General features: G+C 61.4%; 8 protein-coding genes and 2 pseudogenes. 8 read left to right on the top strand and 2 right to left on the bottom strand.

The window, feature by feature from the left end; genetic code table 11:
* Nucleotides 1–300: 300 nt before the first annotated feature.
* From BLP82_RS14160 to BLP82_RS31995, 4 genes and pseudogenes are all read left to right on the top strand, one after another.
* Nucleotides 301–1401 (top strand): ABC transporter substrate-binding protein, encoded by a 1101-nt coding sequence (locus BLP82_RS14160; RefSeq protein WP_092168817.1) that lies wholly within the window; start codon nucleotides 301–303, stop codon nucleotides 1399–1401.
* A gap of 23 nt (nucleotides 1402–1424) precedes the next feature.
* Nucleotides 1425–3740 (top strand): annotated as a pseudogene (locus tag BLP82_RS32005) (sensor histidine kinase); the annotation flags it as partial.
* A 48-nt stretch (nucleotides 3741–3788) separates the two neighbouring features.
* Nucleotides 3789–4287 (top strand): annotated as a pseudogene (locus tag BLP82_RS32000) (response regulator transcription factor); the annotation flags it as partial.
* Nucleotides 4287–5147 (top strand): sensor histidine kinase, encoded by an 861-nt coding sequence (locus BLP82_RS31995; protein WP_371914135.1) that lies wholly within the window; start codon nucleotides 4287–4289, stop codon nucleotides 5145–5147. The pseudogene BLP82_RS32000 and the gene BLP82_RS31995, both read left to right, overlap by 1 nt.
* Before the next feature lie 36 nt (nucleotides 5148–5183).
* Here BLP82_RS31995 and BLP82_RS14150 read toward each other — a convergent pair whose 3' ends face one another.
* Nucleotides 5184–5693, bottom strand: a complete 510-nt coding sequence (locus tag BLP82_RS14150) for an Lrp/AsnC family transcriptional regulator (protein WP_092168811.1) — start codon at nucleotides 5691–5693, stop codon at nucleotides 5184–5186.
* 199 nt (nucleotides 5694–5892) lie between these two features.
* On the opposite strand from BLP82_RS14150, the gene BLP82_RS14145 reads away from it, so the two are divergent.
* From BLP82_RS14145 to mdeB, 4 genes are all read left to right on the top strand, one after another.
* Nucleotides 5893–6909: a 1-aminocyclopropane-1-carboxylate deaminase gene (locus BLP82_RS14145; protein WP_072405082.1), complete on the top strand. Its 1017-nt coding sequence runs from the start codon at nucleotides 5893–5895 to the stop codon at nucleotides 6907–6909.
* A 137-nt stretch (nucleotides 6910–7046) separates the two neighbouring features.
* Nucleotides 7047–7505, top strand: coding sequence for a transketolase (locus BLP82_RS14140; RefSeq protein WP_092168808.1), 459 nt, complete (start codon nucleotides 7047–7049; stop codon nucleotides 7503–7505).
* A gap of 88 nt (nucleotides 7506–7593) precedes the next feature.
* Nucleotides 7594–7974: a hypothetical protein gene (locus BLP82_RS14135; RefSeq protein ID WP_256576599.1), complete on the top strand. Its 381-nt coding sequence runs from the start codon at nucleotides 7594–7596 to the stop codon at nucleotides 7972–7974.
* Nucleotides 7971–10667: an alpha-ketoglutarate dehydrogenase gene (gene mdeB, locus BLP82_RS14130; RefSeq protein WP_092168802.1), complete on the top strand. Its 2697-nt coding sequence runs from the start codon at nucleotides 7971–7973 to the stop codon at nucleotides 10665–10667. Before BLP82_RS14135 ends, mdeB begins: the two co-directional genes overlap by 4 nt.
* A 107-nt stretch (nucleotides 10668–10774) precedes the next feature.
* Here the strand turns inward: mdeB and BLP82_RS14125 are convergent, their stop codons facing one another.
* On the bottom strand, nucleotides 10775–11752 hold the full coding sequence (locus BLP82_RS14125) for a 2-hydroxyacid dehydrogenase (protein WP_092168799.1): 978 nt from the start codon (nucleotides 11750–11752) through the stop codon (nucleotides 10775–10777).
* Nucleotides 11753–11767 lie beyond the last annotated feature (15 nt).

The following is an 11767-nucleotide window of genomic DNA, read 5'->3' as shown; positions in this document are numbered from 1 at the left end:
CATGTCCGGTTCCATTGTTGGAATGACCGAATGAGCAATCTGGTAACAGGTGTCCATCGGCGCATTTTGATCCCTGGGCGACCCATCGTCAGTTCGTGAGCATTTGCGTGAGACTTTTGGTCTGGCCGCTAAAGGCCGCTCGACTACGAGCTCAAGTTGAATACCTGCTCCAATTTCACAGGGACGACGATCTCCAATCTGCAGGCCGACTTCTCCAAACCAGATCAAACAGTCGATCCAGGCTGTCGGCAGGTGCAGGTGGATTACTTTTGGTAAATCCCAAGCACGATGGAGAACAACATGAACACCAAACCGATCCACAAAAGCTTGTGGCGCTTCGCTGGCTATGTGACCGGGCTGGCGATGGTTGCCGCCAGTCCAGTCCACGCAGCCGACGGCGGCGTCGCCCGCGCCCCTACCGCAAGCTATAGCATTGCTTTCAGCAATTCCTACGCGGGCAGCGATTTTCGCAAGGTGATGGTGCGCAACTGGCAGGAGATTGCGGCCCAGGCGCAAAAGGATGGCTTGATCCGCGAGGCTCCGGTGGTCAGCGCGAACAACTCGGCGTCGGAACAAGCGGCCCATATCCAGGACATGGTCGTCAACGGCGTGAACGCCATCGTCATCCTGGCCGCGTCCGACACGGCCCTTAACGGGGTGATCCGCGACGCCTGCAACGCCGGCATCGTGGTGGTGGTCATGGCCAGCCTCGTCACCGAAAGCTGCGTCTATACCGTGGATTACAACTGGTCCGCCATGGGACGCGTGGAAATGGATTACATCGCCGAGCGCCTCAAGGGGAACGGAACGCTGCTGGAGATCCGCGGCATTGCCGGCGATGCCACCGATAAAAACATCAGCGACGGCATTCGCAAGGCCGCCAGTGATTATCCGGGCCTGAAATTCGCCAAGACCGTCTACGGCAACTGGACCGCTTCCGTGGCACGCAAGGAGGTGGCGCTGGCGCTGCCGTCGCTGCCCAGCATCGATGCCGTCGCGACTCAAGGGGGCGACGGTTATGGCGCGGCCATGGCGTTCAAGGCGGCAGGGCGCCCTTTGCCGATCATCGTGATGGGAAATCGTCAGGACGAACTTGCCCTGTGGAAACAGGAGCGCGATGCCAATGGCTACGAGACCGTCTCGGTCTCCGCCTCCCCAAGCGTCTCCCAGGTGGGGTTCTGGGTGGCCCAGCAGATTCTGGCGGGCAAGCAGGTGCCGAAGTTCGTCGAAGTGCCGTTGGTGCGTATCGATGGGAAAGACCTGGACGCCTGGCTCGCCACCATGCCGGTGGGCGGCGCCGCGAATCCTTCCTATGACCAGGCTTCCGTGGTGGCGATGATCGACGCGGCCATCAACAATACGGCGGCGCCGACGCCGTTGCCGGAGGTGACGAAGCCGTAGTGGCGGACCGGGGGCGAGGCGCCATGTCGACATTCAAACCCGCCACTGACAGGCCCATTGCCGTCAGGATTGGCCTGGCGGTCGCCGCGCTGGTGTTCCTGATGCTGGCGGTGTCGCTGGTGAACCTCTACGGTCTGCGCGGCATGGTACGTGCGGTGGATTCCGCCAGCCATTCCGCGGAAATTCTGGCCTCGGTCAACGGGGCTACCGGACGGGTGGAAAACTTCATTGCCACCCGTGACCAGGAAAGCCTGTCCCAGGCCGAAAGCATGGTGGCGACGGCTATCGCCGGCCTCTCCGCCATTGCGGTGGCGGAGGCGCAATCGCTCAAGGGCAGTCTGGAAAGGCTCGCGACGGCGATCGCCGCCTTGCGGGCGGCGAGCCTGACCATGGATGGCGAAACGGAGAACATGACAGCCCACTATAGGCGGATGCGAGAGGCGACGATCCTCGTCGAACAGGGCATCGCCGATGGGTTGAAGGGGCTTGAGTCCCGCACCGCTGAGCACCAGGCGCGGGTGAGCGACATCGAAAGCGCCCATCGCATCCTGGATATCCTGCGCAACGGCGAACGGATCGTCACCGCCAACGTGGCCAGGATGCTGGTGACCGGTGACGGGACGGCAGGCACTGCGGCACGGAACGCCAGCGCGGCACTGCGGCCCGTGGTCGAACAGTTGCGCGAGTTGATGGGGACACCGCAGGAGAGAGAGGCCCTTGACCAGTTGGCCGCGGCGCTCGACGCTGCCAGCGTGGCGGTCGAGCATCTTGGCGAGGCGCCCAAGCTCCGGGGAGGCGAGGCTTTGCGGTATCTCGCCGCCGTCGGGGATACGGTCGAGCGCCTCGAGGCCATGTTGGGTGAAGTGGAAGGGCACGTTGTCCATGACGCCAGCGACATTCAGGCAGCAACCGGTTTGCTGCAAAATGCCGCCGCGTTGTCCAAGCGTTTCGCCGAGCGTGTTGCCACCCTGGAGGCGCAGACCTTGTCGTTTCGCCTGTCACCGTCGGCCGAGGTCGCCGGCTCTGTCGGCCACATCCTGGACGAACTCTCCCGACTCTCTCGGGTTCTCCCGGCGTCCGTGGGGCTGCGGGCCAAGGCTATGCCCCTGACGGTCAGCGATCAGATCGCCGGCTACCGGGCGGCATTCGCCAGGTTCCGTCAAGCGAGCGACGCCTTGAGCGACGCGCGCGACCAGGTTCGCAACGAGGCCCGGAGCGCCGGCCTGTTGGTGGCGCGCTTCGCTGGTCAAGCGCGCTCCGACGCCCTGGTCCACAATGATCGCGGCATGCTTGCGACGATCGTCGCAGGGACCGTCGCCATCCTGCTGGCCGGCGCCATCGCCTGGAGCACATCGCGATTTGTCGCGCAGCCCATCGTGGCCCTGGCCTCGGTCATGCGCCGGCTGGCGGCTGGCGACCTGAACGCCGAGATCGCCAGTGCCGGACGCGGCGACGAGATTGGAATCATGACCCGCGCCGTACGGGTGTTCCAGGAGAATGCCCTGCGCATCCGGGTGTTGGAGGCCGAGGCCGAGGCCGAGCGACAGCAAGTCCAGGCGTCTTTGGAGAGAATGGTCGCCGAACGGACCGACGCGCTGCACCACCAGACCGAGGTGCTGGAGGCGCAGGCCATCGAACTGATTCAGGCGCGCAACCAGGCCGAGACGGCTAACCAGGCAAAGAGCGATTTCGTGGCCACCGTCAGTCACGAACTGCGCACCCCCTTGACCCTCATTCTCGCCCCCTTGGAACAACTCTCGGCGGCGACCACCCCGCCAGTGGACTGGCATGTGCAAATCGACCGCGCCCAACGCAACGCGTTGCGCTTGATGAACCGGGTGAACGACATCCTCGATTTCTCCAAGGCCGAAGCGGGCAAGTTCGAGTTGTGCTCAACGCCCATTGACTTGAACAAGGTGGTGGGTGTGCTGGCCGAGGACGCCGCCATGGTGGCCGAGGGCAAAGGCTGCACCTTGACCTGCAGCATCGATCCCGCGCTCGGCACGGTGTTCCTGGACCCCCAACACTTCGAGAAGATTCTTCTCAACCTGGTGAGCAATGCCATCAAGTTCACACCGGCTGGCGGCACCGTGCACCTGGCCGTCACTCCGCTCGATGGCGAGCGATTTGAACTCGCGGTGCAGGATTCGGGGATTGGCATTGCGCCTGACAAACTCCCGCTGCTGTTCCAGCGTTTTTCCCAGATCGACAATTCCGCCACGCGTCACTACAGCGGCACAGGCATCGGTCTCGCGCTGGTCAAGGATCTGGTCGAATTGATGGGGGGGGAAGTCGGTGTCAACAGCGAGCCTGGACAGGGTTCGTGCTTCTTTGTCCGACTTCCGCTGGGGACCGAACCCAATACCGTACCGACCGAAGCCGGCACGATGCACGAGCGATCGTCATCGAGCACGACAAGCAAAACCGAGCAGCGTCACCTGCGTTTCGATGACGGTCGCCTTGGCAGTCGCAATGACCGGGCTTTGATCCAAGGCGTAGACGACGAGCAATCCCCGGAACATGCCTCGCGATCCAGAGTGCTGGTGGTCGACGACAGCCCGGAGATGCTGGGCTATCTCAGCGAGCTTTTGCAAGACGATTATATCGTCGCCACCGCAACCGATGGAGAGCAGGCTTGGGCGCTGCTGCAGCTTCGACCCATCGATGTCGTGGTTTCGGATGTGATGATGCCGGAGCTCGACGGTTTCGGCCTGACAGCCAGAATCAAAGCCAGCGCCGGTTTTGCTCATTTACCCGTGATCCTGGTGACCGCCCGCGGCGGTAGCGAGGCTTGCGTCTCCGGGCTGGAGAGTGGCGCCGATGACTACATCGCCAAACCCTTTTCGCCGCTGGAACTCAAGGCTCGCGTACGCGCGGCGCTGCGCATGAGCCAGGTACAAACCGAACTGCACGCAAAATCCCGTCAGGCGGGCATGGCCGAAATCGCTACGACTGTGCTGCACAACGTCGGCAACGTCCTCAACAGCGTGAACGTATCGGCAGAACTGGTCAGCAGCCAGATGCGCACCTCCAAGGCCCAGGGGCTGGGCAAGGTGGCTCAACTGATGAACGAGCACGTCCATGACCTGAGCGATTTTCTCACCAAAGACCACAAGGGAAAGATGCTGCCTGACTACCTGCTCAAGCTGGCGGAGGTGGTGGCGGTAGAGCAACGGAGCATCATCGAAGAGCTCGGGCAACTCACTAAAGGCATTGACCACATCAAAACCATTGTCGCTGCCCAGCAGTCCTATGCCGTTGCCGTCAGTATTGTCGAGACCGTGCCGGTTGCAGAGTTGATCGACGATGCCTTGCGCATGAGTGCTGGATTACTGGCGCGCCAGGAGGTGACGATGGTCAAGGACATTGCCGACTTGCCCCTGCTGCCGTTGGACCGGCACCGGGTGCTGCTGATTCTGGTGAACCTGATCGGCAATGCCAAGCAGGCGTTGGACGGCGTGATCGATCGCAGCCCATGCGTCACGTTCAGCGCGTCCCTCGTTGACGGGGCCGTGTTGCGCATCACGGTGGCTGACAACGGCAATGGGATTGCGCCTGAGCACCTGAAGCGCATTTTTACCCATGGCTTCACGACGCGCAAAGACGGTCACGGTTTTGGCCTGCACAGCTGCGCGCTGGCTGCGCAGGAAATGGGTGGCAGCTTGTCCGTGCACAGCGACGGGGTTGGACAGGGCGCAACCTTTACCCTTGATATTCCGCTCGATGCTTCGCTGAGTAAGCGATGAATACCGAACCGATGCCTACCCAGTCTGATTGGAGCCTCAAAGGGGAATGTGGGTGGTCGACAAGACCTGGCGCAACCCCATGAACGAGCGAATCTGGCGAACCCCGGGCAGGTAAAGCAGTTGCTCCGCGTGGAGCCGGTTGAAGCTGTTGCTGTCCTTGGTTCGTATCAACATGAAGTAGTCGAACTCTCCCGTCACCACATGGCATTCCATGCAGCCGGACACTTTTTGTGCCGCCGCCTCGAATGCGGCGAAGGATTCCGGTGTGGAACGGTCCAGCACCACGCCGATCAAGACCACCATCCCCGCATCCAGCGCTTCATTGTCCAGCAGTGCGACGATGTGCTTGATCAGGCCGGCCTGCTTGAGCCGTTCGACCCGTCGCAGGCAGGCTGGCGCGCTCAGTTTGACCTTCTCTGCCAGCGCCACGTTGGAGATGGAGGCATCTCGCTGCAGGGCCTTGAGAATGGCGCGGTCGGTTCGATCCAGCGGCTGCGGCGTTGGGGCTGTTTCGGTTGGCTTCTTGCGAGTATTTATTGCACTCATGATGGTTTATACGCAGTAAAAGTATGTTTGATGGTTTTTGCCGAAAATTATGTTTCTTTAATTGCTAATAATTTGCAATACATATTTTTCGATTTCTTCTTAGTATTGAACTCATCGAAGCCCCCGTGGATGAGCCTGGAATGCAGCCCTTTGCTTCTCGGCCTGGCGCTTGGATATTCAATAATCGAGGAGCAGAGTCATGAACCTGAATCGTTTTAAACGTTATCCGTTGACCTTCGGTCCATCTCCCATTACGCCCTTGAAGCGTCTCAGTGAACACCTGGGGGGCAAGGTCGAGCTGTACGCCAAGCGTGAGGATTGCAACAGCGGCCTGGCCTTCGGCGGGAACAAGACCCGCAAGCTCGAGTACCTGATTCCCGAAGCGATCGAGCAAGGCTGCGATACGCTGGTGTCTATCGGTGGCATTCAGTCGAACCAGACCCGGCAGGTCGCTGCAGTCGCTGCCCACTTGGGCATGAAGTGCGTGCTGGTGCAGGAAAACTGGGTGAATTATTCCGACGCGGTGTATGACCGGGTGGGCAACATCGAGATGTCGCGCATCATGGGGGCTGACGTGCGATTGGACGCAGCAGGTTTCGATATTGGTATCCGGCCAAGTTGGGAGAAGGCCATGAGCGATGTCGTGGAGCAGGGTGGCAAGCCGTTCCCGATCCCGGCGGGTTGTTCCGAGCATCCCTACGGCGGTCTCGGGTTCGTCGGCTTTGCCGAGGAAGTGCGGGAGCAGGAAAAACAACTGGGGTTCAAGTTCGACTACATCGTGGTCTGTTCCGTGACCGGCAGTACCCAGGCCGGCATGGTCGTCGGTTTCGCCGCGGACGGCCGTTCGAAGAAGGTGATCGGCATTGATGCCTCGGCCAAGCCAGAGAAAACCAAGGCACAGATCCTGCGTATCGCCCGGCATACCGCAGAGTTGGTGGAGTTGGGCCGCGAAATTACCGAAGAGGATGTGGTGCTCGATACGCGGTTTGCCTATCCGGAGTACGGTTTGCCTAACGACGGCACGCTGGAAGCGATTCGCCTGTGCGGCAGCCTGGAAGGTGTGCTGACCGATCCGGTGTACGAAGGAAAATCCATGCACGGGATGATTGAAATGGTCCGCCGTGGCGAGTTCCCCGAAGGCTCGAAAGTGCTTTACGCGCACTTGGGCGGGGCGCCGGCGCTGAATGCCTACAGCTTCCTGTTTCGCAACGGCTGACTCACGCCAGTGACCTGTAGGCGAGGGCTTGCTCACGAGGCGGTGGGGCAGTCGGCATGCATGTTGAATGTCATCGCCTCATCGTCGGATCGCCGCTCGGAGCGAGCCGCTGCAACCCAAACGCCGGGAGTACCGCCATGCATGGGATATCGCAATCCGCAGTCTGGATCAAGGAACCTTCGGCGGATGCCGGGGTGGTCATCGTGACCAGCGCCGCATTGCCCAAGTACATGATCGACAAGCTGCACGTGACGATAGATGACTGGGACCAGGTGGCTTATCTGGCCGTCACGCAATCCGAGGCGTTGCTGGTCGACTGGTTGCGGGTCGGGTCCAGCCCGCAGCCGTCTGCCGGGGGCGGCGCGTGTTATGCCAGCCAACTGCTGCGCTGCGTCCCCCACGACAGCTTTCTGCTGGAGGTCGGCACGGTGCCTGGCCTGACCTGGCTGGGATCCGTCTGCGGCCACCCGCTGCGCGTCGTCGAACTGGGAACAATAGCTTCATCCACTGCGGCGATGGATCGACAGGTGGAAGACGTGTTATCGGCGACCCGGAGTCTGGCCAAAAGCGTGCTGCAGGCGCGCGGCGTCATTTAACCCAGTCCTCGTCAATTCGCCTGTTGAAACCAGAAAGGCAACGCTTATGAGCCGAACCGCCGAGGGGCGTGTCCACGCAATGAGGTGGATGCGCGAGCCTTCCAGTTGTACGCGTATCGTGGTCATCGTGAGCGGACTCGATAGCGACCATATCGATTTGATCCATCAGGGGTTCAGCTGTTTTGACAATGTGGCGCTGATCCATGTCGATACGGTGAATACCGCGACTGGCAAGCTGGTTGGCGTAAAAATGGCCAAGAATGACTACTGTTTTGTGGTGCTCGGTGAACTGGATGAGCGCTTCTTGCAGGACCTTTCCATTGGTCAGCCCTGCCTCTACCCGGTCGCACCAGACGAGGCGGCAGAACGCTCCGTCATTGCGGCAGTAGAGCAGGTAAAACGCCTCGCCCGAGTGAGTCACTCGCGCCACCTTGAAGTGATACCCAACACCTGCAGGAGTTGCCTATGAACCTGTCCAATCCCCATGCCCAATGGCCGGTCCAGGTTGTTGAGGATGAAGAAATGGCCGAGTGGCGCGAGGCCTTGCTGTCGGTCGCAGCCCACGGTGGCACGGACCGGGCCAAACAGATCCTCGACATGCTGCTGGCCGTGGCAAGCACTTCGGGCATCGGCTGGCGGCCCAGGCATGGCACCCCTTACATCAATACCATCAGCGTTGAGCAGCAACCGGTGTTTCCCGGGGATCTGGCCATGGAGGAGCGTCTGGCATCGATCATGCGCTGGAATGCCCTGGCGATGGTTGCCCGGGCCAATCATGCCTATGGCGAATTGGGCGGACACATTGCCAGTTATGCCAGTGCGGCGGATTTGTTTGAAGTGGGCTTCAATCACTTCTTCAAGGCGCGCACCCCAACCGGCGGCGGTGATCTGGTGTTCTACCAACCCCACTCGGCGCCAGGCGTCTATGCCCGGGCGTTCCTCGAGGGACGCCTGGAAGAAAAGGATCTGCAGCACTATCGACAAGAGATCGGCGCGCGCGCCAATGGCGCCCGGGGGTTGTCGAGTTATCCGCATCCCTGGTTGATGCCGGACTTCTGGCAGTTCCCGACGGGCTCCATGGGGATCGGTCCGATCAGCTCGATCTACCAGGCGCGTTTCATGCGGTACCTGGAGCACCGCGGCCTGCAAAAAACCTCGGGGCGAACCGTCTGGGGCGTGTTTGGCGACGGTGAAATGGATGAGCCGGAAAGCATGTCGGCGCTGACCCTGGCGGCGCGCGAAGGGCTGGATAACCTGGTCTGGGTGGTCAACTGCAACCTCCAGCGCCTGGACGGCCCGGTGCGCGGCAACGGTCGCATCATCGACGAGCTCGAGGCGTTGTTCGGCGGTGCGGGCTGGAACGTGATCAAACTGGCCTGGGGTTCCGACTGGGACAGATTGTTTGCCCAGGATAAAGACGGCGCGTTGGTCCGGGCCTTGTCGGCCACGGTCGATGGCCAGTTCCAGACGTTCGCGGCCAAGGATGGGCGCTTCAACCGTGAGCATTTCTTCGGCCAGGACGAAGCCCTGGCGCATTTGGCCCAAGGCCTGACCGACGAGCAGATCGACCGCCTCAAGCGCGGTGGTCATGACCTGGTGAAAATCTTTGCCGCTTATCAAAGCGCGATGCTCGAGGGCAAGAAACCTACGGTCATCCTGGCCCAGACCAAGAAGGGCTTCGGCATGGGCGACGCCGGGCAAGGCAAGATGACCGTGCACCAGCAGAAGAAACTCGACAGTGAGGCGTTGATCGCGTTCCGCAACCGTTTCAACCTGCCGTTGACCGATGAGCAGGCTGTCTCCCTGAGCTTCTTCAAGCCGAGCGACGACAGCGCGGAAATGCGCTACCTGCATGCACGCCGCCGGGCGCTGGGCGGCTACATGCCGGCGCGACCTTCGGCCAGCGAATCATTGGCCGTACCCGACGTAAGCAGCTACGCCGGGTTCGCCATCGCCGCCCAAGGCAAGGAAATGTCCACCACCATGGCCTTCGTGCGGATGCTCAGTGGCTTGCTCCGGGACAAGCAACTGGGGCCGCGCATCGTGCCGATCGTGGCGGATGAAGCACGTACGTTCGGCATGGCCAGCCTGTTCAAGCAGATTGGCATCTACTCCAGCGTGGGGCAGCGTTACGAGCCGGAGGACATCGGTTCGATCCTCAGTTATCGAGAAGCCCTGGATGGGCAGATTCTCGAAGAGGGCATCAGCGAGGCGGGGGCGATCAGTTCCTGGGTGGCAGCGGCGACCAGCTACTCGGTGCATGGCTTGCCGATGCTACCGTTCTACATCTATTACTCGATGTTCGGCTTCCAGCGCATTGGCGACCTGATCTGGGCGGCGGCGGATCAACGGGCTCGTGGTTTTCTGCTCGGTGCCACCGCAGGCCGCACCACATTGGGTGGCGAAGGTTTGCAGCACCAGGACGGCAACAGTCATCTGATGGCGGCGATGGTCCCCAATTGTCGGGCTTACGATCCGGCATTCGCCGGCGAGTTCGCGGTGATCCTGGATCACGGCATGCGCCAGATGCTGGAGCGTCAGGTGGACGAGTTTTATTACGTCACCTTGATGAACGAGAACTACCCGCAGCCCACCCTTCCTGAAGGTGTCGAACAGGCCATTATCCAGGGCATGTATCTGTTTGCCCGGCATGAAGTCGAGGATGCACGTGGACGTGTCCAGTTGTTGGGTTCCGGCGCCATCCTGGGCGAAGTGATTGCCGCCGCCCAGTTGCTGGCCAGCGATTGGGGAATCGACAGTCAGGTCTGGAGCGTTACCAGTTTCACCGAGTTGGCACGTGATGCGCGTGAAGTGGAGCGCTGGAATCGACTGCATCCCGGGCAACCTGCCAAATGCAGTCATGTTCAGGAATGTCTCCACGACTCGACACCCATCATTGCCTGTACCGACTACGTACGGGCCTTGCCCCAGTTGATCGCCAGCTATCTCGATGGCCATTACACCGTGCTCGGCACCGACGGATTTGGCCGCAGCGATACCCGCAGCCAACTGCGCAGGTTCTTCGAAGTGGACCGCCACCAGATCGTCGTGAGTGCGCTGACCTCGCTGGTGCATGAGGGATGTCTGGACGCCAGTGTCTGTGCCGAGGCCATTGAACGCTACGCCATTGACGTTGACGCCGTGGCCCCTTGGGACGCTTGAGGCCGCTTCATCCTGCTCGCGAAGGCGGTGCTTCCGTCACAGGGATGTCGGGCTTGCTGGCCCCATCGCGAGCAGCTCAGCCCCCACAGGGATTGGCGGTGAATAGCTCAGCCTTTCCATACCTCCAAATTCACCAGGTTCACCGGCCGCTCACCCGCCAATGCCGCCAGCAGGTTGTCCACGGCACAGCGCGCCATCGCTTCCCGGGTTTCGTGGGTGGCCGAGCCCATGTGCGGTGTCGCTACCACGTTGTCCATCTGCAACAGCGGCGAATCGGTATTCAAGGGTTCGCGCTCGAAGACGTCCAGTCCCGCGCCACGGATCTGGCCGTTGCGCAGGGCGTCGATCAGCGCCGCTTCATCCACCACTTTTCCCCGGGAGATATTGATGAAGAGGGTCTCGGGACGCATTCGGGCAAACGCCTGAGCATCGATCAGCCCTTGGGTTTCAGCCGTCAAAGGCAAGGTCAGGCAAACGAAGTCCGCCTGCTGCAACAATGTTTCGAGGCTGCAATAGCGTGCGTTGAAACGCTGCTCGACCGCGGGCTTGGGTGAGTGGCTGTGGTAGAGCACCGGCATGCCGAAGCCGAAGTGCCCGCGCTGGGCCAAGGCTTCGCCGATGCGTCCCATGCCGATGATGCCCAGGGTCTTGCCATGGACGTCGGTGCCGAAATGCCGGGGGCCGATGCTCTGTTGCCAGCCGCCTTCGCGGACCAGGTTGACCAGTTCCACCACGCGCCGGGCGGTTGCCAGGATCAGGGCGAAACCGGTGTCCGCGGTGGTTTCGGTGAGCACGTCCGGGGTATTGGTCAGCAGGATCCGGCGTTCGGTCAGGTAGTCGATGTCGTAGTTATCGACGCCCACCGAGACACTGGCGATGGCTTGCAGGTTCGGCGCCAGGTCCAGCAGCGCCGCATCCAGCTTGAGGCTGGCGCCCAGCAGGCCGTGGGCCGTGGGCAGGGCGTCGCGCAGTTGTGCCAGGCCCTGGGTATCGAGGCGTTCGATGAGTGTGACTTGGGCCTGGGCTTGCAGGCGAGCCATCAATTGAGGTGACAGCGCTTTGTACAACACCACGTGTTTTTTCATGGGAGGGGTCTCGAT

Source organism: Pseudomonas sp. NFACC37-1, assembly GCF_900101575.1.
GTDB classification, from domain to species: Bacteria; Pseudomonadota; Gammaproteobacteria; order Pseudomonadales; family Pseudomonadaceae; genus Aquipseudomonas; species Aquipseudomonas fluorescens_AA.
The sequence above is the reverse complement of the archived record's forward strand: the minus strand, read 5'-3'. Positions and strand labels throughout refer to the sequence as shown.

Excerpts from the sequence above, each read along its gene's own strand:
- BLP82_RS14160 (WP_092168817.1), top strand. The coding sequence starts at position 301 with ATGAACACCAAACCGATCCACAAAAGCTTGTGGCGCTTCGCTGGCTAT.
- BLP82_RS31995 (WP_371914135.1), top strand. The coding sequence starts at position 4,287 with ATGAGCCAGGTACAAACCGAACTGCACGCAAAATCCCGTCAGGCGGGC.
- BLP82_RS14150 (WP_092168811.1), bottom strand. The coding sequence starts at position 5,693 with ATGAGTGCAATAAATACTCGCAAGAAGCCAACCGAAACAGCCCCAACG.
- BLP82_RS14145 (WP_072405082.1), top strand. The coding sequence starts at position 5,893 with ATGAACCTGAATCGTTTTAAACGTTATCCGTTGACCTTCGGTCCATCT.
- BLP82_RS14140 (WP_092168808.1), top strand. The coding sequence starts at position 7,047 with ATGCATGGGATATCGCAATCCGCAGTCTGGATCAAGGAACCTTCGGCG.
- BLP82_RS14135 (WP_256576599.1), top strand. The coding sequence starts at position 7,594 with ATGCGCGAGCCTTCCAGTTGTACGCGTATCGTGGTCATCGTGAGCGGA.
- mdeB (WP_092168802.1), top strand. The coding sequence starts at position 7,971 with ATGAACCTGTCCAATCCCCATGCCCAATGGCCGGTCCAGGTTGTTGAG.
- BLP82_RS14125 (WP_092168799.1), bottom strand. The coding sequence starts at position 11,752 with ATGAAAAAACACGTGGTGTTGTACAAAGCGCTGTCACCTCAATTGATG.